A 23561-nucleotide genomic window follows, 5' to 3' on the forward strand; every position below is an offset into this window, starting at 1 on the left:
GACCTGTATAGTTCATCTTAGGACTAACAGAATACCTTGTATAGTATTTACAGGATTTACTCACAAATCTGTATAGCTATTTCCGGACGGGTCACCAAACTGCCCCATTTTAAAAAACTTTGTCCGATATCGACCACTTTTTTCAAATAAAAAACACATAATTATCTGTAAATCAATTATTTAATATTGGTATAGGTCTTGCAAAACCCTTTGCAAATTTATATCATAATGGATAAGGAAATTACACTCGAAGTTACATCGCAAAAAAGGAAGAAAGGCGCTGTGATAGCTACCATAACCATCGCGGTGTTGGTGTCGGCTGTGTTCGCGCTTCGGGGATTTATTAAATCGAGCATCAAGAGGTCAGAAATTACCACCGCCGTTGTTGAAACCGGCAATATAGAAAATACGCTTAATGCCACCGGTGAAGTTTTACCAGAATTTGAAGAGATCATTACCAGCCCTATCAACGCATCTATCCAAAAGGCGCTGATGGATGCGGGTAACAAGGTAAAACCGGGCCAGTCCCTTTTAACGCTCGATAGATCGGCAACACAAACCGAATACGATAAGCTGAATTTCACGCTCGAATCAAAACACAACGAGATCAGTAAACTGAAGCTCGACCTGGGAAAAAGCTTTTATGACATCCAATCCAACAACGATATTAAACAACTGCGCATCAGCAGCCTGGCCGATGCCGTTGAAAATGCCAAACGCCTGTATAAAGCGGGTGGCGGTACCCGCGAAGGCATTGAGCAGGCCGAGTTAAACCTGAAAGTTGCCCAGTTAGAAAAAAAGCAGCTGGAAAACGAGATCAAAAACAAGCAGCAAACCATGCAGATTGAGATCAAGGAAGCAGGGATAGCCGCCGATATACAGGAAAGCGACCTGAAAGCCCTGAAACGCAAACTCGATTTAGCAAACGTGGTAGCCACCCGTGCCGGAGTGATTACCTACGTTAACAAAAACATTGGCGCCAACATTCACGAGGGGGAAACGCTTGCCCGCATTGCCGACCTGGGCAGCTTTAAAGTACAGGGCAGTATCTCTGATAACTCGATGGATCAGTTGCACAGCGGGATCCCGGTTATCGTGCGGATCAATGATGTCCAGTTGCGTGGCCACGTAACCAACGTTTCGCCATCGGTACAAAACAGCATTATTTCTTTTGATATTCAACTGGACGACCGTGCCAATAAACTGCTGCGCCCAAACCTGAAGGTGGATGTTTTTTTGGTGACGGCTGCACATAGCAAGATTATGAGGGTAGCTAATGGCCCGGCGTTTAAGGGGCCTACTGTGCAGGATATTTTTGTAATAAACGGCGGCAAAGCCGAAAGAAGAACGGTGCACATCGGCCTTACCAATTTTGATTATGTAGAGATCCAGGATGGCGTAAAACCCGGCGATGTGGTGATCACATCTGATATGACCGAGTATAAGAACTCGAAGGAAGTGGTGGTAAATAATTAAGCCGCTTCTAAAACTAAAGATCATGTCATTGCGAGGAACGAAACAATCGCGAACTCTGCAAGACCGCTCTGTATAGCATGCGATTGCTTCGTGCCTCACAATGACATGGTGGTGGTAGGAACAAAACAATGACGAATTGAAAATATAAACGTAAAATGAAACTTTTATACATCATATTACTACTAACCATTAGCACAAGCGCATTTGCAGCAGGCAGCAACGATACGTTGAGGCTTACTTTGCAGCAGGTGGTGGAGATGGCTAAGGCCAACTCCATAGCAGCCAAACAGGCGGCTACCGTGCGCGAAACCAAGTATTGGGAGTATCGTACCTTTAAATCAAACTATCAGCCACAGCTATCTTTAAGTGGGATTTTGCCGGGGTACACCAAATCATTTACCCAGGTGCAGCAGCCCGATGGTACCATCCAGTTTCAGCCGGTACATAACGATAACTCATCACTGGCGCTTAATTTTAGTCAGAGTATTACAGCTACCGGTGGCAGCATTTACGGTACCACGCAGTTGCAGCGTTTTGATGATTTCGACAGGCATAATATCCTGTACAATGGCATCCCTTATGGCATTGGCTATACGCAGCCGCTGTTTCAGTTTAATAGTTTAAAATGGGATAAAAGGATAGAGCCTTTAAAATATAACGAGAGCAAACAGGTATATATTGAAGCCCAGGAAAAAATAGCTATTGATGTAGAGGGTTTCTTTTTTGATCTGCTATTGGCCCAGGTTAACCTTAAAATTGCCGAAACCAATTACAGTAACACGCAAAAGATCATGGCTATTGCCAATATCAAATTTGAGTTAGGTAAGGTTTCAAAAAACGATATACTGCAACTGCGGTTGGAGCAGATCAATGCCAAAAAAGCGGTAGGCACCGCTAAACGCGATATGGAAATTGCCACCCTTAACCTGCGAAGCTATACCGGGCAGGAAGGCGACAGCCAGATTGTATTGATAGTGCCCGAAAATATCAGCCAGATGCAGGTATCATCTGATAAAGTATTAGCCGAAGCCTTTGCTAACCGCTCTGATGCCATAGCCTTTTTACGTCGCGTTGCCGAGGCAAAAAGGGATGTGGCTAAAGCCAAAGGGCAAAACGGGTTAACAGCTACGCTAAACGCTAATTTGGGTTACTCGGGTACATCTACCACCATTCCCGGTGTGTACAAAAATCCGCAGAACCAGCAGGTATTGCAGGTGCAGCTGGCAGTACCCATATTGGATTGGGGCCGGTCAAAATCGCGCATAAAGACAGCCCTGGCCAACCAGCAATTTACCGAGTACGCCGTGGAGCAGGATAAGCAAACTTTTAAACAACAAATAGTAACCCAGGTATCGCTATTTAATGTAATGAAAGAGCAGTTGGTATACACCGCCGAAGCCGACAGCATAGCATCCGAAAAGTACCAGATAGCCCGCGAACGCTACGTATTAGGCGACCTGAGCATCACCGACCTCGGTATCGCCTTCCGCGAAAACGACCAGGCCAAACGAGACTACGTAGCCTCTCTTAGGGATTTTTGGGGAGCCTATTACCAGTTACGTTACCTGTCATTATACGATTTTGAAATCAACAAGAAAATAACATACCAGTAGATAAGTAAAAATTCAAAAACTTGTCATTTCAATAAATGAAAAAAAACAAATTCAGTAAATCAATAATTCAGCCATTCAAAGTAGCGAATGCACTTGTATTGGCCTACAACAGGCGCAAATATTTGGATGCCCTTACATTGCGTGGGACATCAGTTTAGTGTTAACCATGTAAAAATATAAAATATTGATTACCAGATAATTGAATTGTATTTTATCTGAAATATGTTAAGTTATGTTAACCCAAAAAGATGCGTTTACCCAGCTCATTCAATCATAAACCAATTCAAATCACTAATTCAATAATTCAGTCATTCAATAATTAATTAAAAAAATATGATCCGTTTACAAAACATCGAAAAAGTGTACCGTACCGACACTATAGAAACCCTGGCCTTAAACAGCGTAAGCCTTGACGTAGCTAAAGGCGAATTTTTATCTATCATGGGGCCATCCGGCTGTGGTAAAAGTACCCTGCTTAATATTATGGGCCTGTTGGATGTACCATCGAAAGGGAGCATCAAAATTGCGGATAGGGTTACCGAAAACCTGAACGATAAGCAATTGGCGCAATTCAGGAATAAAACATTGGGTTTTATTTTTCAAAGCTATCACCTCATTAATGATCTGCAGGTGCTTGACAATGTGGAGCTGCCCCTGCTTTACCGTGATACCACTGCCAAAGAACGCAAAATGCTGGCTACCGAAGCATTGGAGAAAGTTGGCCTGGCCAACCGGGTTAAACACTTCCCAACCCAGCTATCGGGCGGCCAAAGACAGCGTGTGGCCATTGCCCGTGCCATTGTAGGTAAGCCGGATATTATTTTGGCCGATGAGCCTACCGGTAACCTGGATAGCGCCATGGGTAACGAAATTATGGACATCCTCATTAACCTGAACCGTAACGAGGGTACCACTATAGTAATGGTAACGCACGATGAAAACATGGCCCATAAAACCCACAGGCTGGTGCGTTTATTTGATGGTTCGCAGGTTCAATAATTAACGGCTAAAAATTAAGATCATGCTAAAAAATTATTTTAAAATAGCCATAGCGGTATTAAGGCGAAGGAAGTTCTTCACCTTTATCAGCCTGTTTGGCATCAGCTTTACGCTAACCATACTCATGGTATTAACCGCCTTTATTGATAAGGTGGTTGGCGATAACTACCCTGATAAAAAAAGGGATAGGTTATTATACATTAATCGTATTCAGCAAAAGGGAAAAGATAACATGACATCGGGCACGTTATCTTACTATTTCCTGAGCCATTATACCGGCATGATGAAAACGCCGGTTAAAGTGGCTATCTCGTCGGGTTTTAGCGGCACCAATACCTACGTAAACAATAAGAAGATAGCTGTAAGCTACAAATACACCAATGCCGAGTTTTGGGATGTAATGGATTATGATTTTACAGAAGGCAGGCCTTTCAATAAGCAGCAGGTAGATAATGCCGATCATGTGGCCATCATTTCTGAAGATATGAAAAGGCAATATTTTGGTGATGTTGATCTGGTGGTGGGCAAATACATCGAGGCCGATAACGTGAGCTACCGGGTATTGGGTGTAGTTAAAAATGTGCCTGTAACCAGCTATATGTTTTTTAGCGATATCTACCTGCCTTATACGGTATCAAAAGCCGATTATAAAAGCAAAAGCTACGGGGGCAGCTATATGGGCGTGCTACTGGCGGCCTCAAAAGATGATGTGCCCAAAATGCAGACCGAGTATGAAAACCTGATGAAACGCGTGCCGGTTGAAAGTAAAGATTATCAGCATTTATATAGCCATGCCAAGAGTTTTTTTACCAGCTATGTTGATACCGGTAACGAAGATACATCTGGTGTATTCATTGTGATTACGGCCATCAGCATTTTTGTATTCATATTTATGCTGCTGCCAACGCTTAACCTGGTAAACATCAATATTACCCGTATTATGGAACGATCGTCGGAAATTGGGGTGCGTAAAGCGTTTGGGGCATCGTCAAAAACATTGGTTTACCAGTTTATAGTCGAAAACCTGATCCTTACCCTGTTGGGTGGTATTATCGGCACCCTGTTATCGGTAATAGCGCTTTGTGCTATCAACAGTGCCGATCTTATAGCCAACCTGGAGCTGACCATCAACTTTACGGTATTATTTATCGCCTTGCTGGTTTGCCTTGTTTTCGGCTTTTTATCGGGCGTGTACCCGGCCTGGCGCATGTCGAAACTCAATGTGGTTACCGCGCTTAAGGCTCAATAATTATTCATCATTAAATTAAAATATTATGTTCAAGCATTTATTTAAGCTCATCTGGAACAAAAAGAAACAAAACTTTTTGCTCATGACCGAGATGCTGGTATCCTTTATGGTGCTCTTCGCGGTGTTTACACTGATGGTTTATTATTATGATAACTACAAAAAGCCCATGGGTTTCAAATACCAGGATGTTTGGGTTATCAATATCAGCAACGCCTATCAAACCAAAAATACCGATTCGCTCGATCTGTATTACGAAACCTTAAGAAAAATCATCAAAGCCCTGCCCCAGGTACAGGAATTGAGTTTTGTGAGTGGAAATACGCCTTTCTCGCAACAAATTAACGAGGGCGGTTTAACTTATAAAGGTAAACACATTGAGCATCTAAATAATTTTACGGGAGAAGACTCCTATAAAGACGCTTTACAGGTTGAAGTTTTAGAGGGGCGTTGGTTTAATAAACAGGATGCCGTATCAAAATATCGATCTGTTGTGATTGATGCCGATTTAAAAGAAGCCACTTTTGGAAAAGGCCAGGCCGTGGGTAAGCTTTTGGGTAACGATGACGACAAAAACAAAATGAAGGTGGTAGGTGTAATCCAAACCATTAAACGCAACGGCGACTATGTAAAACCAGGTCCCGGTATCTATTACCGCGCCGATACCGGCTCATTCCGCTGGTTAAATAAAATATTGGTGAGGGTTAGTCCCGGCGCCGATGCTGCTTTTGAAGGCAGGTTGTACAAAACTATGGCTAACTACATGAAAAATTCCAATATCGAAATTGAGCATTTAACCAATAAATTGAAGGATACCAACTACTTCGCCGTAATCCCGATGATCATATTATCGATAGTGAGTTGTTTCCTGATCATCAACGTCGCGCTTGGCTTGTTCGGGGTGCTGTGGTACAACATTAACAAACGCAAAGGCGAGATAGGTTTACGCAGGGCGATAGGCGCAACGGGTAACTCGGTATCATCACAACTGGTGATGGAATCTATGATACTGGCTACGCTATCGCTGATTATCGGGTCGTTTTTTGCTATACAATTTCCGTTGCTGAACGTGTTTAATCTGCAGGCGCATATTTATATTATAGGTATGTTACTATCTATCATATTTGTTTACCTGCTGGTGTTGGTTTGCTCACTATATCCCGGCAGGCAGGCGGCGGCTATTTATCCGGCGGTGGCTTTGCATGAGGAGTAGGAGTTTCTGTTTCCAATGATTAAGTAAGAGGGAAATGTCATTTCGAATCCTTGAAGGGTGAGGAATTGCGAGGCAAGGGTGAGAAATCTTATACAACAGGCAATGTTTGCTCGTCGCTTGTATAAGATTTCTCCTCGCCCTCCTCAAAACCCTGCGCTCGCTCGTCGAAATGACAACGGTTATTTTTAATGCATGATTTATTGAAAACTCCAAAATACCTCAAAACTCATTTAACTAATTACGATATTACCTGCACTTATGATACTGGTTATTGATGATGATATTGCTGTACGCACCTCGCTGCTGCTCTTGCTGAAAAGCGAAGGCTATGATGCTGTATCTACAGAAAACCCTGCCGAGGCTTTGAAGATCATTAAAAAAAATACCCCCGAGCTGATCGTCCTCGACCTTAATTTTTCGATAGATACATCGGGCGGCGAGGGAATGGACCTGTTGGGGAAGATCAAACAACTCAACAACACCATTCCGGTGATATTGATAACCGGTTGGGGTAGTATCGAACTGGCAGTAAAAGGCATGAAATTGGGCGCCAATGATTTCATCAATAAACCCTGGAGCAATGAACATCTTATACAATCGGTTAAAACCTTGCTCGATCTGCAGGATAAAAAGACCGAGCACCGCACCCGCAAGCAGTTAGATAAAAGCTACAACTTTCAGCACATTATAGGCGAGGACCCCAAAATGCTGGATATTCTGGAAACCATAGGCCGGGTGGCTACCACGGATGCATCTATCCTGATCATGGGCGAAAGCGGCACGGGTAAGGAGTTAATAGCTGAAGCCATCCACCAAAATAGCCTGCGCCGTAATAAGCCGTTCATTAAGGTGAATTTGGGTGGTATTTCTACCTCGCTTTTTGAAAGCGAAATGTTTGGCCATATTCGAGGGGCCTTTACTGATGCAAGGTTTGACAGGATTGGCCGTTTTGAAATGGCGAATAAGGGCACCATTTTTTTAGATGAGATAGGTGACCTGGATGCCAGCAGCCAGGTAAAATTACTAAGGGTTTTGCAGGACAGAACTTACGAAATGCTGGGCAGCAGTCGCACCAAAACGCTGGATACCCGCATTGTTTGCGCCACCAATAAAAACCTCAACGAAATGGTATCGCGCGGTACTTTCAGGGAGGATCTGTTATATCGCATTAACCTCATTACCGTTTACCTGCCCGCCCTGCGCGAGCGGCCTAAGGATATCCCGCTGCTGGTTGCGTTTTTTATCAATAATTTAAAGGAGATCTATAATCGCCCTAAATTGTCAGTTGCGCCATCGGCTATGAAATGGCTGCAGCAATTACCTTTACCGGGCAACATCCGGCAGTTAAAAAACCTGGTGGAGCGGTCAATCCTGGTGAGTAAGAAGGATGAATTAGGGATAGATGATTTCCGGTCGCAACTGGAACTGTCGCCGGTAAAAAAAGGAAATATGCAATTACCGGGCGTGGGTACCTTAACTTTGGAGGAAGTGGAGGTAGAGATGATTAAACGTGCGCTCGATCATCATAAAAATAAAATAAGCCGGGCGGCTGCAGCCCTGGGCCTCACACGAAGCGCCCTGTACCGCCGCTTAGAAAAGTACCAGATACCATACGATGAAGCTGAGGACTAAATATGTTTTATTTGTTGTAATACTGCACCTGGTAACGCTGGTGCTCACCTACTTTATATTCCAGGAAAATAAGCTTTGGTTCATTGCTTCGGAGGTATTTGTATTGATTTCCATAGCGGTAGCCGTGCAGCTTTACCGCCAGTTGATAAACCCCTTAAAGTTGCTGATGCAGGGCGTAGATGCCATAAAAGATAAAGACTTTAACGTTAAATTTTTACCCACCGGCAAGCATGAGATTGACGCATTGATTGATGTTTATAACCAAATGATGGACGAGCTAAGAACCGAACGGACAAGACAGGAGCAGCAGCATTTCTTTTTAGAAAAGCTGATCTTTACCTCGCCAACGGGTATCATTATCCTTGATTTTGACGACCGGATTCAGCAGGTAAACCCCAAAGCGCTGCAATTATTAGGAATTGCTGATGATAAACTACAAGGCAATTCTATTCATGATCTGCAGCATCCGTTATTTGAGCAGATGAAGCTGCTTAAATCCGGCGAAACAACAGTGGTGAAACTGGATGGTGTAAGCTCCTACAAATTGCAAAAATCGCATTTTGTGGATAGAGGATTTTCGCGACATTTTATTATGATAGAGGATTTGACGGCCGAGATCCTGGCCGCCGAGAAAAAGGTTTATGGTAAGGTGATCCGGATGATGGCGCATGAGGTGAACAACACTATTGGTCCGGTAAATTCCATCATGCAGTCTGCCATGAAAACCGACCAGCTTTGGGAAGGGCACGATTTTGATGTGCTGAAAGATGCCTTACAGGTAGCCATGGACCGTAACCAAAACCTCAACCTGTTCATGCGTAACTTTGCCGACCTGGTGAAGCTGCCACCAGCCAATAAACAACCCATTGTACTGCAAAAGTTGGTAACTTCGGTAGCCAAGCTGATGGCCATTAAAGCCGAAGAAAAGAACGTTGATTTTAAGTTTGATATGCCCGCCGATGCCATTAATATTATAGCCGATGAGCAACAACTGGAGCAGGCGCTGTTAAACATTGTAAAAAATGCCATAGAGGCCATTGATGATAAAGGAACTGTTAAATTCAGCTTTATCCCTAAAGAACGAAAACTCAGCATAACCGATACCGGCAAGGGCATCAGCCCCGAACAAAGCGTTAACCTGTTTTCGCCATTCTTCAGCACCAAAAAAGACGGCCAGGGGATAGGGTTAACCCTTGTGCGGGAGATATTGCTCAATCATGGCTACGAGTTTAGTTTGAAGACTGTGGCTGCTGGCCAAACGGAATTTGGGGTTTGGCTGGGGTAAGCCCCACCCAAACCCTCCCCGGTAGGGAGGGCTTTAAAAATCTCCTCTACCGGGGGAGATTTAGAGGAGGCTTTTCTTCCCCCAACTCACATAAGAAACCACCAAAATCGCCATAATAATCAGCGGCATAATAGCAACAGAAACGGGGTCGCCGGAGGCGGAGTGCGCTATAAAGGCCGATATAAAAGTAATGCCCAGCCCTGCGTAGGCCCATTCTTTTATTTTGGCAGGTACCGGGGCCAATAATACAATGGCACTGATGAGTTTGGCAATGGCCAGCTCAACCCTGAAATAATCGGGAAAGCCCAGGTGGTGAAATGCCTGCGCGATTTTATCCTGTGTTAAATAGCTATAAGCCGAAAATACCATGAGTAACGACATTAGGGAAGTACTTATCCAATACGTAATTTTTATTGATTTCATTTTTTGTTAATAATTATATGGTCAAACATACTTATCTTTGCTATCAATAAGATACTACTATCCTAAAGGATACCGGTATCCTTTAGGATAGTTATTATGGAAACAGAAACACTCATACCAAAAGATCGTATTCATACCCCCGAGGCCTGCAACGTTGCCATCGGCGCTGTACGTGATACCCTTTACGTACTTAACGGCAAATGGAAGTTGCCGCTCATTGTAGCCATGCAAAACGGACCGCTGCGTTTTAATGATATACAGCGCGCCCTGGGAGACATCACCCCAAAAATCCTATCCAAAGAGCTAAGGGACCTGGAGTTGAATGAGTTTGTGATCCGCCGGGTAGAGGCCACAAAACCCGTTACGGTCACTTATGAACTGGCCGAATACAGTAAATCACTCAATAGCGTAATTAATGAGTTAAGGATTTGGGGTATACAGCATAAGGCCAGGATCACATCGAATAGAAGAAGCGCTGTAAGTTAGGACTTTGGGATTTGCGGACTTTAGGACAGGTAGACTTACTATTTGCAATCGATTTTCAATAAAACTATCCTTTCCACTCTGTCATGCTTCGTTCCTCAGCATGACAAACTTTTTTTACAAAATCTTATAAGTATGGGGAACGACGAAGCAATCTCCGATTTACAGGGCGAATTTGTAAGCACACCTGCTAAGAAGCCGTTTCTAAACTGCATCTAAAACTGCCAGCAAAAAATCACTTATTGGTAAAATTTCGTTTTAAATCTCTAAATGCTTTTAGTATCGTTGTAAAACCAATTGAATACGATACCTATGCAAAGACGACACTTCCTTAAACTATCGGCTACTACTGCCGCGGCTGTACTTTTTAGCAGGCTTACTTATGCCACATCGGCATCAGGCCATATCGTGAACGCGCCCGATGAAGTTTGGGCACAATCTGGCGATGAATGGTTTAAGCTGAAGGGTAGCAACGGCAGTTTATTTAGTTATAAAGATATTCATGTTACCCTAAAAGCAGGTAGCATTAGCAGGGGAGTGTATGTGGCATCGCCAACACACCAATTAAACGCGGTTAGGTTAGAATGGAAGCACGGGGTGCCATCGACGGCCATAGCACTAGGCGATCATTGGGAACGCTCATACGGCGATCTGCAGTGGAAAACCGGCGTCACCGGCGCAAAAAATCCATGGTACGTAATCATTCATGATACTAAACAAACCTCGTGCTTTGGCGTAAAAACAGGAGCAAACAGTATTTGCTGGTGGGGTTTAAATAATGATAGCCTGGAGCTGACGATGGATACTCACTCCGGAGGTAACGGCGTATTGTTAGGCAACCGCACTTTACACGCTGCCGATATTGTTACCAGCAACGCTTTACCCGGCGAAAGTCTTTTTCAAACAGATCATCGTTTTTGCGGCATCATGTGCCCAAAACCACGTTTGCCCAAACAACCTATTTACGGTATTAACGATTGGTATTTTGCCTACGGCAACAACAACTTCGACCTGATTAAAAATACTACCGCCACTATGAGTGAGCTGGTTACCGATACCAACAACAGGCCTTTTTCGGTAATTGACGCGGGATGGGCCACCTATTCGCCTTTATTGCCAGGCGATGGAGGCTGGAATGATGATTTTAGCAAGCCCAACGATAAATTTAAAGATATGCACCTGATGGGCGATACCATCAAAAAGTTAGGCATGCGCCCCGGTTTGTGGATGCGCCCGCTTTGCGCCCGCCATGATGAAAAGGCGAGTTTGCTGGCACCGAAGATCCCCGGCAGGGACGACCCTAAAAATCCAACACTCGATCCCACCATCCCCGAAAACATAGCCCGTATTAAACGCAATTTTGATTTTTACAAGGATTGGGGCTTTGAAATGGTGAAGCACGATTTCAGCACCTATGATATTACCGGCCGCTGGGGTTTTGATATGAAGGATAGCATCACATCACCGGACTGGAATTACGCTGATAGGAGTAAAACCACTGCCGAGATTATCCTTGATCTGTACAGGGCCATCCGCGAAGCTGCTGGCGATGGCATTTATGTGATAGGCTGTAATACCATGAGCCATCTGAGTGCCGGTATTTTTGAAATGTGCCGCATAGGCGATGATACCAGTGGCAACGAGTGGGCACGTACCCGTAAAATGGGCGTTAACACCCTGGCTTTTCGCCTGCCACAGCATAATAAGTTTTACGCCGTTGATGGCGATTGCGTGGGCCTTACCACAAAAATTGAATGGAGCCGCAACAAACAATGGCTTGAATTATTAGCCGAAAGTGGTGCCCCGCTCTTTATTTCGGCCCAACCCGAAGCAACAGGACCCGAGCAGAAGGCTGCCATCAAAAAAGCCTTCGCCCAGGCCGCCAAAGTACAACCCTTAGGTGAACCGTTGGATTGGACAACAAATATCCTGCCCGGAAAATGGAGGTTGAATGGCAGGGTGGTTGATTTTAACTGGGCCTGATAAAATATTTGTCATCCTGAGTTATAAAATCCGGGGACTGTAAAGGTGGAAAAATGACGTACAAAAGGGATGTCATGCTGAGCTTGTCGAAGCACGCGGGCAAAGGCCTCTACGCACGACCCTTCGACAAGCTCAGGGTTACAGTCCCTCGATCATGGAATAGAAAACGTCATGGGTAGGAACGAAGGATCTTCTTCGCTGTACTAATCGTGGACTTTTGCAGCCCAGAAGATCCTTCGCGATGCTCAGGATGATAAGTTTTCTGTAACATTTACCTCAACCTCCACCGTCAAAAACTCCACATTTTTCTACTCTAAACAATGTAATCACTATCTTGTTCCACATTTACGTTTGAACAGGACTGGTTTACTATGAGAAAAATATTGCTTTTTGCCCCCATACTTTTTTTACTATCATGCGGGCATGATCCGGCGCAGCTACAGGAAAATAAAAAACTCAACAACCTTGCCATTGAATATGTGCGACTTGGCCTCGCTATTGGCCAATACGACAGCGATTTTGTGGATGCCTATTATGGTCCCGATTCATTGAAGCCCAAACAGGTGATTGATAAAAAGGCCGATTTCCCAAAAGATAGCCTGCTGGCCAATACCAATATTTTGATGAACGAACTGAAGGTGATTTCTACCAGCACCAAAATAGACTCCAATAAAATGCGTGCCGACTGGATGATTAACCAATTGGTGGCTTTCGGCAGGCGCATCCGCATTTTTTCGGGCGAGGAAAGGCCCTTTGATGAAGAATCAAAAGAATTATTTGGTGTTGCCGCCCCGGTTTATGACGAGGATCATTTTAAAGCCCAGATAGCCCTGTTGGATAGCATACTGCCGGGCAAAGGCCGCGTGAGCGACCGCTTTCAAAAACTGGCCAATAAATTCATTATCCCTAAAGATAAGTTAGACCCTGTAATTAAAGCCGCCATTGCCGAGGCACGCAAACGCACCATGGCACATTATACCTTACCCAAAGGCGAGAATTTTACCCTGGAATTTGTAACCGATAAACCATGGAGCGGTTATAACTGGTACAAAGGCAAATACCAAAGCACCGTACAAATTAATACCGATCTGAAGATCTTTATAGACAGGGCCATTGACGTAGGCAGCCATGAAAGTTACCCTGGCCACCATGTTTACAATATGCTATTGGAGCAACACCTGTATAATGAAAAGGGCTGGGTTGAGATTTCGATGTACCCGCTGTTTAGTCCGCAAAGTTTAATTGCCGAGGGGAGTGCAAATTATGGTATCGAGGTTGCTTTCCCTGGTGATGATAAGGTGAAATTTGCCAAAAGCGTGCTATTGCCGCTGGCTGGTTTGGATACCGCCGGTATCGATCTGTATTTTAAAGCGTTGGCCATTAAAGGCCAGCTAAACTATGCACGTAACGAGGCTGCCAGAGGATTGATCAACAACACCATGAGCAAGGATAAAGCGTTGAACTACCTTACCAAATACTGTTTGATGAATGATGAAACGGCTAATAAATCTATCAGTTTTATCAAAAAATACCGCAGCTATGTAATCAATTATAACTACGGGCAGGACATGGTGAAAAGTTATATCGAAAAAAATGGCGGCACGGCAAAAGATCCTGCAAAACGTTGGGAACTATTTGGTAAATTGCTGAGCAATGAGGTAACAACCGACCAGTTGCTCCAAAAGTAAACCAACAGTAAATTAATGATGAACAACAGGTACCTCGCCACCATGTGCTTTATCGTGTGTGTTTGCACATCGTGCAAAAATCCTCCCAAACAACATGCTAAAAATAATAAACCTTACAGCGAGTGGGGGGCTTACGCGGGATCAAAAGAAGGCAACCGCTATTCATCAAATGAGGAGATCAACTTAAGCAACGTTAACAAACTTAAAGTAGCCTGGACTTATAGCACCCACGATGCGGATGCGGGTAACCGCAGCCAAAACCAATGTAACCCCATTATGGTTGATGGTGTTTTATATGGTACCAGCCCCAAACTAAAACTTTTTGCACTTGACGCCGCTACCGGCGAGCAAAAATGGCTGTTCGATCCCGCCAAAGCGGATACCACCAACAGTGGCGACCCGATGGCTTATTATAAAGTGAGCAGGGGAGTTATTTACTGGCAAAATAAAGATGGTGGCGAAAAACGCATTTTTTATAGCGTGGGCAGCAAAACCTTTGCCATTGATGCCGAAACAGGTGCGTTTATTCCCACGTTTGGGCATAACGGTTATGTCGATCTCACTAAAAACCTTGACCGCGATACCAAATCATTTGTAGCCGGTACCACACCCGGCGTAGTTTATAAAGACCTTTTCATTGTAGGCACGCGCGTAGCCGAATCTGCCGATGCTGCTCCCGGGCACATACGGGCTTATGATGTACGTACCGGTAAATTAAGATGGATCTTCCACACCATTCCGCATCCCGGCGAAACAGGTTACGAAACCTGGCAAGATACTGCGGCTTATAAAAAATTTGGCGGTGCAAACAGTTGGGCCGGTATGGCGCTCGATGAAAAGCGGGGTTTGGTCTATGTGCCAACAGGTTCCATCGGCGGCGATTTTTATGGCGGGTTTCGTAAGGGGCAAAATCTTTTTGGCAATTCGTTGCTGGCACTTGATGCGGCAACAGGTAAACTCAAATGGCATTTTCAGGTGGTGCACCACGATCTTTGGGACCGCGATTTGCCGGCGAATCCTAACTTGGTGACTATTCAGCACAATGGCAAAACTATTGATGCTGTGGCGCAGATCACCAAGCATGGTTATATTTTTATGTTCGACAGGACAAACGGCCAGCCGGTATTTCCGATAGTGGAAACACCTGTTCCTCAAAAAGCCCTGCCGGGCGAAGCGCCGTGGCCAACACAGCCGATCCCAACTTTACCCCAGCCTTTTGCAAGGCAGATGTTTAACCCGGAGGACGTAACCGACCGTACGCCTGAAGTCCATAAAGAAATGTTGGAGAAATACGATCACGTTAAAAACCGCATTATGTTTACCCCGCCAAGCAAAGAAGGCGGCTGGATCTTCCCCGGTTTTGATGGCGGCGGCGAGTGGGGCGGTGCCGCGGTGGATCAGGAAACTAAAATTATGTACATCAGCTGCTCAGAAATGCCCTGGGCCCAGGTGATGATTGATGTGCCCAAAACAACAAGCAATGGCTCATTAGCGGGCGATGGGCAAATTATCTACAATAAAAACTGCATAGGCTGCCACGGTCCGGAGTTGAAAGGCAATGGTTCATCATACCCATCGCTGGTGAACATCGGCAAAAAATACAAAGAAGATCAGCTAAGCCAGATCATTGCCAGCGGGCGCAATATGATGCCTTCATTTAAACAGATAGTCCCGGCTGATAAAAAAGCTTTGCTTGCTTTTCTGCTGAAACTACCCGACGCCAAAGCAGGCAAAGCATTAGCCAAAGAACCTACTAACGAGCGCACCGGCAGCACCAAAACAGAAAAGAATGTAGTTGATGAAGTACCTTACACCATGACCGGCTATAACCGCTTTTTAGATAAGGATGGCTACCCCGGCATAAAACCACCATGGGGCACGCTCAATGCTGTTGATCTTACCACCGGCAAGCTGCTTTGGAAGATCCCGGTAGGCGAGTATCCCGAATTGACAAAAAAAGGTATCCCGGTTACCGGTACCGAATTATATGGTGGTCCGCTGGTTACCAAAGGTGGCCTGGTATTTTTAGCCGCCACTAAAGACGAAAAGATCCGCGCCGTTGATAAAAAAACAGGTAAAGTAGTTTGGGAAGCCAAGCTCCCCGCCGCCGGTTACGCTACCCCGGCAACCTATATGGTTGACGGTAAACAGTACGTGGTAATAGCTTGTGGAGGTGGTAAAATAGGTAGTAAATCTGGCGATGAGTATGTTTGTTTTGGGTTGGGGGATTGATGAGAGATGGCGGTGTTGGAAGGTGCCAAATTGGAAACGTCGCTATTTAAGATCTCCGATAAACATGCTAATAATTGCGGATCTAAAGCCATGAGATTCGTTTAAATAACAATAAGGTAACATTACCTGGGATAATGAAAGCGTAGCGAATAAACTGTGATGACATTATTTTCGAATTTATAAACTATTCTATGCTCCTGGTTAATGCGTCTTGACCATGAACCTGATAAATTGTATTTTAATGCTTCGGGCTTACCAATACCGTTAAAAGGATCAGTTTGAATAGCTTGTAACAATTGACGAATACGTTTAAGGATTATAATATTGCCGCTTTTCTTCCGGTATTCAAGATCTGTTAATGCCTCGGATGTGAAGTTTATGGCTTCCATATATCATCAAGACCAAGCTTCGTAATCTCACCATTTTGACCTTGTTGCATCGACTTTTGCAAATGTTCAGCGTTTGCAGGAGACGACAACAGGTAGGCGGTGTCGTCAGTTTCTTCACTGGCATCATAATTCACATGTAAAGCGTCAAGAAATATACGAATTGCGGTTTCCTGGTCTTCAGATACGGGGTGAATGGTCAATGTAGTCATATAACAAATATAGCTATTTTGGTTTTATCGGCAATTAGAGATTGTGCTTCGGATTTTAAAAATTTCACACCTGACCATTTCTTTTACTTTTGAGTGAAATCATTTTAGGATCATAGAATTTAGTCTTTTGACTAAAGAATTGCAGCAAGCGATAATTCCCGTTAGCGAAATAGATACACGCACTATAGTTATAAACTACAGGCATAATCGTCGAAGTTGGAGACATTCGAACACTGCTAAAGCAATTATCTCCGGTACTCCATCCAAATCTATAACACAAACATAACATCCTGTTAAATTGCGCGTTACTCCGGTTAGCTATATTTAAGCAAGCATAACCCAATGGACCGTATCCTTTTTCCCCGCAGTAATTTTGAGCAGCTTCGCAATTGCCCTATTGATCAATTGGAAGAAGATATCGCGCGTACATCCATTAGGCTGAAACTACAAGGCGACCTGCAAACCGATCATGATCGCACCCGCTACAAAGCCGAATTAGATAAGTTGAGCGTATTTAAGTACATCAGCCAGTTGCGCAAAGGCAAATTAAGTTTCGAGGATTTTGGCCAAAAAGTGGAACTAATTACCTAAAAAAGGATAATTTTCATCTACACTCATAGGTTTAGCCAATTGCCTAAATTATTATATTGCGGGTATGCAAAATGATAAGCTACAGACAAGATTCATCCCCAATTATGGCAACCTTAAATTTTTAATAGCATTAACTTTATTTGTATTTACCGGCTACCTGGCTTCGGGACAGTCGCGCTACCAGCCGCAGGCATTGTTCCCGGCTGTGCCGCTGTTGCCGCCCGGTAATGAATACCGCAGCGCGACCGGTGAGCCCGGCCGGGCCTACTGGCAAAACCAGGCCGACTATGTGATAGATGTGGCGCTGGATGATCAAAAGAACATCATTAGCGGTACAGCTACCATTACTTACACAAACAACAGCCCCAAAGCATTATCAACCTTATGGATGCAGCTTGAACAAAACGTTTTCAAAAAGGATTCGAGGGGTATAAAGGCCAAATTATTCCTGTATAAAGATGCCAACGAAAAAACTGCCGATGGTGGTTATGAGATTGAGGCCGTTAAGCTAAAAAACGATACGGCTGTAGCCAGCAATATCACCTATCATATTTATGATACCCGAATGGAGCTGCAATTACCACAGCCTTTAAAAAGCGGGCAAAAAATTACTTTCAGCATTCAATATCGCTATAACTTCCCCACAAATTATAAAAATGCCGATTTCCTGGTTAATCGTACGGACATACTGCCCACCAAAAACGGCAATATTTACGCGGTTGCCCAGTGGTACCCCCGCATGTGTGTGTTGGATGACGTAGAAGGCTGGAACACTTTGCCGTACCTAGGCAACGGCGAGTTTTATTTAGAGTACGGCAACTTTAATGTAAACATCACGTTGCCTGCCAGTTACATTGTTGAAGGATCGGGCGATTTGTTGAACCCCGAAGAAGTATTAACCCCGGTGCAGCTTAAGCGCTGGCAGGCAGCCAAACAAAGCGAGGTGCCTGTATTTATCCGGTCGGCAAAGGAGGTAGCCGAAGCCTCTTCCAGGCCGGCCAAAGCTACTTGTACCTGGAAATTCAGGATGGATAACACCCGCGATTTTGCCTGGACGGCCTCCAAATCGTTCATTTGGGAAGCCCTCAGCTTCCCGGTAGCCGGCGGCAAAAGCGTAATGGGTAGCTCGTTGTACCCGGTTGAGTCGGATAAAAAGGATAGCTGGAAACGCTCATCAGAATATATCAAATTTACCCTGCAGCATTTTTCTGACAAATGGTTTGCTTACCCTTATCATAAGGTGGTAAACGTGGCATCAAACCTTGATGGCATGGAGTACCCCGGTATGGTATTTTGCTCGGCCAAAGATACCGGCAACGCCTATTTTATGGTGGTAAACCACGAACTGGGCCATACCTGGTTCCCGATGGTGGTTGGCGGTAACGAACGCAAATACGCCTGGATGGACGAAGGTTTTAACACCTTTATTGATAACCTGGCCGTAAAAGATTTTAATAAAGGCGAATTCCCGGGTTATGAGCAGATCTATAGTCCGCTGGATACCCTTTTTTCAGAGCGCACTGTACCCATCATGACCCGACCCGATGCCATACCCGGCGATATGGTTTTCCCGGTTGAATATCAGAAAGTAGCCTATGTGCTAACCCTGCTGCGTAACCAAATAGTCGGTCCCGAGCGGTTTGACAGGGCCTTTCACAAATACATTAATGATTGGGCCTACAAGCACCCAAGCCCCTGGGATTTTTTCAGGAGTATCGATAGCTCGGTAGGTGAGGATTTAACCTGGTTTTGGAAAGCTATGTTTTTGGAGAATTACCGCTTAGATCAAAGCGTAGCCAAGGTAGAAACCGCGGCCGGCAAAACCATCATCACCATTAATAATATGGAAAGGGCCGCCATGCCGCTAAGTGTTGAAATTACTTATGCTAACGGACTAAAAGAACGCCACAACTTCCCGGTAGAGGTTTGGGAATATAGCTGGCAATACACGTTTAATGCCGATAAAAACGACCCGGTAACCAAAGTTGTTATTGATCCCGATGGTATTTACCCGGATATAAATAAGGGAAACAATGTTTATGAGGTGAAAGGTAAATAACTTTTTTTGTAGAGACACATCACATGTGTCTCCCTAAGAAATTCAGTAGTTTTACTTTCAAATGGAAACGAGACTATTAATTTTGAAACCAAAGAAAAATTATTCGATTGTTTTAATCGCGATAATTTGGTCATTATTTGTGTTAGTAAAGTTTAAAACGCTCAATAACTCCTTGTTGTTTAGTGATTTGGAATTTTCGTTAATTACATTGATCACTTTTTTTATTTTCCTGTATTTAGTTATGCTGACCGCATGGAGCTTTTTGGGGCAAACAACTTTTACAATTAAGGACAGCAAGCTTATTGTCAGGTATGGTATTTCCCTGGTTAATTTAAAACGAGTTTACATTTTAACAAAAATAGCTAATGTTAAAGTGCAATCTGATATAAAATCATCCGACTATTGGGGATTCCAGGGTTTTAGATTTTACGGAAATAATGAAACTGCATTATCATTTGAATACAATAATAAAGCAATAGTCTTAGGAAAAGGCTTAGATCATTTTAACTTAATTGAACTCAAACAATGGTTGACGTAATTGTTATTTGCAATATCCTGGCTCCTGATAAAATGAAGCTTCCTGCTTAAATCATAAAGTATTGTCAGCCGGTGTAGAATTTCAATTAATTTAAGTTGGAAACTTAAATTAATTGAAACCACGAGTTACGCAGTACTAAACTCGGCAGTTACTTTACAGGCTTTCCAAAACCATGTTTAATGTAATAATCAAGGGTTTGGTTGCTCCAATAGCCACAGTCAATCACCCGTCTGATGGTCATGATGGGGTCGTTTGGGTTGCGTGGCTGGTCTAATTGGAAAGCGGCTTTGAACCCGCGCTGGTGTAATTCGGGCAGGTTTTCCGGTTTCCAGATGCCATAAGGGAAGGCGAAATATTTAACCGGCTTGCCGGTAATTTCTTCCAGTTTGCGGGTGGGGATGTTTATCTGTGTGTCCCAATCAGCTCCTTTTAACTTGTTGAAATTGGCATGGTCGCGGGTATGGCAGGCAATTACATTTCCTTCATCAGATAATTGCTTCACCTGCTTGCGGTCCATATAGTATTTGTTTTTACTGAGGTTGTTGGTCACAATAAAATATACACCTCTAAAGCCGTATTTATTCAACTCTGGCCGGGCCACGGCAAACTGGTCGCCATCGCTGTCATCAAAGGTGAGCATTATCGGTTTAGGGGGCAGGGGAGTGCCTTCGGTAAGGTAGCTGTACAGCTCATCGGGCAAAATGGTATGGTAACCACTGTCGGCCAGCATTTTCAGGTGCGCTTTAAAAGCTGCCGGGGGTATAATGTAATTTTTATCCACCTGCCGGTCGCCGGCCCGCCAGTTGCGGATCTGGTGGTAACATAAAACAGGTACTTGTTTGCGCGCTAAAATAGCCTTGCTGTTAATAGGGCGATCTGCCGGTAAAAGACCAAAAAAACAAGCGGTTACAAGCGTGATAAGCGGTTTCAATACGATTCAAATTGATTGATCAAATGTAAATATTACGCAGGTTTTTCGCTAAATAAATAATTATTTATTTGTGTTTTTTCGGAGGATTTCAGGACGATAAGGAGCTTTTACAAAGGAGATTTTTGATTGATTTTTAGGGGAAAACAAAATAAGCTTTTCAAATCCGCATAAAGTGTATTCGGAATGCCGATACTAAATGTGATACTGTTAAGGTTGAAAGTAGTTTGAAGGTTAGCAATAGGGGAGGGCAAAAGCTTAGGCTCTTTACATCACATTGCCATTATTCGTTTACCTAAATCAAAAATTGATATTATATTTACAAACCAATTGTAATGCGATGTAAGCTGCGGCAGCATCTGTCAATTCCTGTAATTAACATCGAATGTAATGTTAATGTTAAAATATATTTATATTCGTTATTAATATGATCAACCGGAGCGAACTGACAGACCATGAGTTATTTACCCTGCTAAAGGATAAAAATATGGTTGCGTTCGACCTTGTTTTTGAGCGGTTTTACCGGCCACTTTGCTTTTTCGCTTCAAGAATAATACAGGATAGGTTTGATGCCCAGGATATTGTGCAGGATGTGTTTGTAAAGTTCTGGCAAAAAGAAAATATTCCCGATACTTTGAATAGCCTGCGGGCTTATTTATATGTAAGCGTAAAAAACTCATGTTTTAATCAACTCGAAAAAAACAACGTTAAATTTAAACATCAGCAAACCCTGCTCAACGCTGATATAGAAGAAGCTACTGTTTTAAACAATATCATACAGGCCGAAGTACTGAGGCAGGTTTTTGCCGCTGTGGATACCCTGCCTGAACAATGTCGCAAAATTATCCGGATGACTTTTGAAGATGGCAAAAAAGCAAAAGAAATAGCCTGCGAACTCGGCATCACGATAAGTACAGTTAATAACCAAAAAATGCGCGGCCTTAGTTTACTCAAAACCCGTCTATCAGACGAAGGCCTTGCTTTAGGGGCGCTGCTGCTGTTACCCGGCTTATTTAGCCATATTAAGTAAGCGTTAAGGTATCTTAAAATTTAATTCAAAATCTTTTAGATAAAACCCTGCCTCTTCCTGTTCTATCAACAAATACAGGTAACAGTCGCATGGAAAATTCAAAAATTGATGCCCTTTTAAGAATCTCTGATCTGGTCAGCAGTTATTTGAAAGGTAATTTAAGCGAAGCGGAATCTGCCGAGCTATTTTCATGGGTTGAAGCAAGCGAAGCCAACAGTGCACTGTTTGATAAGTTGCTAAGCGAAAAAGAGCTGGAAAGCCTGCACAACCAATACGCATCATTTGACACCGAAAGCGCTTTAGTAAGTATTAAGGCACGACTGCAACCTGTCGAAATAAAAGTACGTAAGCTAAATATTACCAAACTATTATCTGTAGCGGCTTCCGTTATATTATGCCTTGCAATTGCCATACCTGCCTATCTTCATTATACTCATCCAAAGCAGCAGGTTGCTGTAGTTCAAAAAAATATTCAAATTATTCCGGGGGGTAACAAAGCAATATTAACCCTGGCCAACGGTAAACAGGTGGTTTTAAATGGCGCAGCCAATGGCAATATAGCAAGCCAGGCAAATATATCTGTTAAAAAACTGGCCGATGGCCTGGTGGCTTATAACGATGGGCCTAATGCAAATGACCAACAATCGGTAACAACTTATAACACCATGAGTACCCCGCGTGGCGGCCAATATCACGTTATACTGGCCGATGGCACCAACGTTTGGCTTAATGCTGCTTCATCTATTAAATTTCCGGTTGCATTTAATGGTAACGAACGTAGGGTACAAATTACCGGCGAGGCTTATTTTGAGGTAGCACATGATAAAACCAAACCTTTCAGGGTTGAAAGCAATGGGCAAACCGTAGAAGTATTGGGGACACATTTTAACGTAAATGCCTACGCCGATGAAAACGAGGTAAAAACAACCTTATTAGAAGGCAGTGTAAAAGTAACAGCGGGCGATAAAAGCTACCTGCTTAAACCCGGCGAGCAATCGCAGCTGAAAAACGGGGTGGTTAATATTACCGATGGTGATACCGATGAAGCTACAGCCTGGAAAAATGGCATCTTTCACTTTAACGATGCCAGCATTGAATCTGTAATGAGGCAGCTAAGCCGCTGGTATAATGTTGACGTAAAGTATGAAGGCAAAATAAAAGAGCGCACATTCTCTGGCGAAATATCAATGAATGTTAATGCATCGCAAATACTGGATGCCATGAGCTTTAAAAAGATCCATTATTCAATTGAAGGAAAAACAATTATTGTAAGGCCTTAAAACAAATAAACAGTTTATTAACCCAAACCCAGCTTAATGAAGAAAAATATACAAAAAACGCTTTAGGCGCTCCCCAGCAAGGTTATTTAAATAACCGCACCCCGACTGGCATCAGGGTACGGTAAATATTTGAGTTAACCCTTCCGGCAAGCCGGAAAAAAAGATTAGTGTCCCTAACCATGTATTAACCCAAACTTTCCAAAAGTATGAAATTAAATGCTTTTTTAATGGCCATATATAAACCGTGGCTACCCAAAAAAATTC

20 protein-coding genes are annotated in these 23561 nt (G+C 43.6%); 16 read left to right on the plus strand and 4 right to left on the minus strand.

The genetic code is table 11. From position 1 onward, the window contains the following. The first annotated feature begins 228 nt into the window (after positions 1-228). From FHS10_RS23945 to FHS10_RS23975, 7 genes are all read left to right on the plus strand, one after another. Entirely contained in the window at positions 229-1476 is a 1248-nt protein-coding gene (locus FHS10_RS23945; RefSeq protein ID WP_259095965.1) for an efflux RND transporter periplasmic adaptor subunit, read from the plus strand. A gap of 155 nt (positions 1477-1631) precedes the next feature. Then, the gene (locus FHS10_RS23950; RefSeq protein ID WP_259095968.1) at positions 1632-3089 is read left to right on the plus strand and encodes a TolC family protein; all 1458 of its coding nucleotides are present in this window, start codon (positions 1632-1634) and stop codon (positions 3087-3089) included. 333 nt (positions 3090-3422) lie between these two features. After that, the gene (locus tag FHS10_RS23955) at positions 3423-4088 is read left to right on the plus strand and encodes an ABC transporter ATP-binding protein (RefSeq protein WP_259095970.1); all 666 of its coding nucleotides are present in this window, start codon (positions 3423-3425) and stop codon (positions 4086-4088) included. A 22-nt stretch (positions 4089-4110) separates the two neighbouring features. Further along, entirely contained in the window at positions 4111-5337 is a 1227-nt protein-coding gene (locus tag FHS10_RS23960) for an ABC transporter permease (protein ID WP_259095972.1), read from the plus strand. Positions 5338-5362: 25 nt separating this feature from the next. Next, on the plus strand, positions 5363-6547 hold the full coding sequence (locus FHS10_RS23965) for an ABC transporter permease (RefSeq protein WP_259095974.1): 1185 nt from the start codon (positions 5363-5365) through the stop codon (positions 6545-6547). Between the two features lie 258 nt (positions 6548-6805). After that, positions 6806-8179 (plus strand): sigma-54-dependent transcriptional regulator, encoded by a 1374-nt coding sequence (locus FHS10_RS23970; protein ID WP_259095976.1) that lies wholly within the window; start codon positions 6806-6808, stop codon positions 8177-8179. Continuing rightward, positions 8163-9464, plus strand: coding sequence for a sensor histidine kinase (locus tag FHS10_RS23975; protein ID WP_259095978.1), 1302 nt, complete (start codon positions 8163-8165; stop codon positions 9462-9464). Before FHS10_RS23970 ends, FHS10_RS23975 begins: the two co-directional genes overlap by 17 nt. Positions 9465-9524: 60 nt before the next feature. Here the strand turns inward: FHS10_RS23975 and FHS10_RS23980 are convergent, their stop codons facing one another. Further along, on the minus strand, positions 9525-9887 hold the full coding sequence (locus tag FHS10_RS23980) for a DoxX family protein (RefSeq protein WP_259095980.1): 363 nt from the start codon (positions 9885-9887) through the stop codon (positions 9525-9527). Positions 9888-9983: 96 nt separating this feature from the next. On the opposite strand from FHS10_RS23980, the gene FHS10_RS23985 reads away from it, so the two are divergent. The 4 genes from FHS10_RS23985 (at position 9984) to FHS10_RS24000 (ending at position 16273) form a co-directional block, all read left to right on the plus strand. Next, positions 9984-10373, plus strand: coding sequence for a winged helix-turn-helix transcriptional regulator (locus FHS10_RS23985; RefSeq protein ID WP_259095982.1), 390 nt, complete (start codon positions 9984-9986; stop codon positions 10371-10373). A gap of 309 nt (positions 10374-10682) precedes the next feature. Then, entirely contained in the window at positions 10683-12353 is a 1671-nt protein-coding gene (locus FHS10_RS23990; protein WP_259095984.1) for an alpha-amylase family protein, read from the plus strand. A gap of 371 nt (positions 12354-12724) precedes the next feature. Then, positions 12725-14041 (plus strand): hypothetical protein, encoded by a 1317-nt coding sequence (locus tag FHS10_RS23995; RefSeq protein ID WP_259095987.1) that lies wholly within the window; start codon positions 12725-12727, stop codon positions 14039-14041. Between the two features lie 15 nt (positions 14042-14056). Then, positions 14057-16273, plus strand: a complete 2217-nt coding sequence (locus FHS10_RS24000) for an outer membrane protein assembly factor BamB family protein (protein WP_259095989.1) — start codon at positions 14057-14059, stop codon at positions 16271-16273. Between the two features lie 122 nt (positions 16274-16395). On the opposite strand, the gene FHS10_RS24005 is transcribed toward FHS10_RS24000, so the two are convergent. Both FHS10_RS24005 and FHS10_RS24010 read right to left on the minus strand, forming a co-directional pair. Continuing rightward, on the minus strand, positions 16396-16662 hold the full coding sequence (locus FHS10_RS24005) for a Txe/YoeB family addiction module toxin (RefSeq protein ID WP_259095992.1): 267 nt from the start codon (positions 16660-16662) through the stop codon (positions 16396-16398). After that, positions 16650-16871 (minus strand): DUF2683 family protein, encoded by a 222-nt coding sequence (locus FHS10_RS24010; protein ID WP_259095993.1) that lies wholly within the window; start codon positions 16869-16871, stop codon positions 16650-16652. The genes FHS10_RS24005 and FHS10_RS24010 overlap by 13 nt, the downstream gene beginning before the upstream one ends. Positions 16872-17213: 342 nt before the next feature. Here FHS10_RS24010 and FHS10_RS24015 point away from each other — a divergent pair, with 342 nt between their 5' ends. The 3 genes from FHS10_RS24015 to FHS10_RS24025 all read left to right on the plus strand — a co-directional run bounded on the left by FHS10_RS24015 (position 17214) and on the right by FHS10_RS24025 (position 20059). Next, complete coding sequence (locus FHS10_RS24015) at positions 17214-17462, plus strand: hypothetical protein (protein ID WP_259095995.1); 249 nt, start codon at positions 17214-17216, stop codon at positions 17460-17462. A gap of 64 nt (positions 17463-17526) precedes the next feature. Beyond that, a complete protein-coding gene (locus FHS10_RS24020) occupies positions 17527-19521 on the plus strand; it encodes a M1 family metallopeptidase (protein WP_259095997.1) in 1995 nt (664 codons plus the stop codon). Between the two features lie 61 nt (positions 19522-19582). After that, a complete protein-coding gene (locus tag FHS10_RS24025) occupies positions 19583-20059 on the plus strand; it encodes a hypothetical protein (protein WP_259095999.1) in 477 nt (158 codons plus the stop codon). Between the two features lie 148 nt (positions 20060-20207). Here the strand turns inward: FHS10_RS24025 and FHS10_RS24030 are convergent, their stop codons facing one another. Next, positions 20208-20990 carry a polysaccharide deacetylase family protein gene (locus FHS10_RS24030; protein ID WP_259096000.1) on the minus strand — a complete coding sequence of 261 codons (783 nt, stop codon included), beginning with the start codon at positions 20988-20990 and terminating at the stop codon, positions 20208-20210. 424 nt (positions 20991-21414) lie between these two features. Between FHS10_RS24030 and FHS10_RS24035 the strand changes: the two genes are divergently transcribed. Both FHS10_RS24035 and FHS10_RS24040 read left to right on the plus strand, forming a co-directional pair. Then, positions 21415-22017 (plus strand): RNA polymerase sigma-70 factor, encoded by a 603-nt coding sequence (locus FHS10_RS24035; RefSeq protein WP_259096001.1) that lies wholly within the window; start codon positions 21415-21417, stop codon positions 22015-22017. An 89-nt stretch (positions 22018-22106) separates the two neighbouring features. After that, entirely contained in the window at positions 22107-23297 is a 1191-nt protein-coding gene (locus FHS10_RS24040) for a FecR family protein (protein WP_259096002.1), read from the plus strand. Positions 23298-23561 lie beyond the last annotated feature (264 nt).

Origin of the sequence: Mucilaginibacter dorajii, from assembly GCF_024808255.1 — a bacterium.
Lineage (GTDB): Bacteria > Bacteroidota > Bacteroidia > Sphingobacteriales > Sphingobacteriaceae > Mucilaginibacter > Mucilaginibacter dorajii.

Excerpts from the sequence above, each read along its gene's own strand:
- FHS10_RS23990 (WP_259095984.1), top strand. The coding sequence starts at position 10,683 with ATGCAAAGACGACACTTCCTTAAACTATCGGCTACTACTGCCGCGGCT.
- FHS10_RS24020 (WP_259095997.1), top strand. The coding sequence starts at position 17,527 with ATGCAAAATGATAAGCTACAGACAAGATTCATCCCCAATTATGGCAAC.
- FHS10_RS24015 (WP_259095995.1), top strand. The coding sequence starts at position 17,214 with ATGGACCGTATCCTTTTTCCCCGCAGTAATTTTGAGCAGCTTCGCAAT.
- FHS10_RS23955 (WP_259095970.1), top strand. The coding sequence starts at position 3,423 with ATGATCCGTTTACAAAACATCGAAAAAGTGTACCGTACCGACACTATA.
- FHS10_RS23980 (WP_259095980.1), bottom strand. The coding sequence starts at position 9,887 with ATGAAATCAATAAAAATTACGTATTGGATAAGTACTTCCCTAATGTCG.
- FHS10_RS24025 (WP_259095999.1), top strand. The coding sequence starts at position 19,583 with ATGGAAACGAGACTATTAATTTTGAAACCAAAGAAAAATTATTCGATT.
- FHS10_RS24000 (WP_259095989.1), top strand. The coding sequence starts at position 14,057 with ATGATGAACAACAGGTACCTCGCCACCATGTGCTTTATCGTGTGTGTT.
- FHS10_RS23975 (WP_259095978.1), top strand. The coding sequence starts at position 8,163 with ATGAAGCTGAGGACTAAATATGTTTTATTTGTTGTAATACTGCACCTG.
- FHS10_RS24040 (WP_259096002.1), top strand. The coding sequence starts at position 22,107 with ATGGAAAATTCAAAAATTGATGCCCTTTTAAGAATCTCTGATCTGGTC.
- FHS10_RS23995 (WP_259095987.1), top strand. The coding sequence starts at position 12,725 with ATGAGAAAAATATTGCTTTTTGCCCCCATACTTTTTTTACTATCATGC.
- FHS10_RS23985 (WP_259095982.1), top strand. The coding sequence starts at position 9,984 with ATGGAAACAGAAACACTCATACCAAAAGATCGTATTCATACCCCCGAG.
- FHS10_RS23960 (WP_259095972.1), top strand. The coding sequence starts at position 4,111 with ATGCTAAAAAATTATTTTAAAATAGCCATAGCGGTATTAAGGCGAAGG.
- FHS10_RS23970 (WP_259095976.1), top strand. The coding sequence starts at position 6,806 with ATGATACTGGTTATTGATGATGATATTGCTGTACGCACCTCGCTGCTG.
- FHS10_RS24005 (WP_259095992.1), bottom strand. The coding sequence starts at position 16,662 with ATGGAAGCCATAAACTTCACATCCGAGGCATTAACAGATCTTGAATAC.
- FHS10_RS23965 (WP_259095974.1), top strand. The coding sequence starts at position 5,363 with ATGTTCAAGCATTTATTTAAGCTCATCTGGAACAAAAAGAAACAAAAC.
- FHS10_RS23945 (WP_259095965.1), top strand. The coding sequence starts at position 229 with ATGGATAAGGAAATTACACTCGAAGTTACATCGCAAAAAAGGAAGAAA.
- FHS10_RS24010 (WP_259095993.1), bottom strand. The coding sequence starts at position 16,871 with ATGACTACATTGACCATTCACCCCGTATCTGAAGACCAGGAAACCGCA.
- FHS10_RS24035 (WP_259096001.1), top strand. The coding sequence starts at position 21,415 with ATGATCAACCGGAGCGAACTGACAGACCATGAGTTATTTACCCTGCTA.
- FHS10_RS23950 (WP_259095968.1), top strand. The coding sequence starts at position 1,632 with ATGAAACTTTTATACATCATATTACTACTAACCATTAGCACAAGCGCA.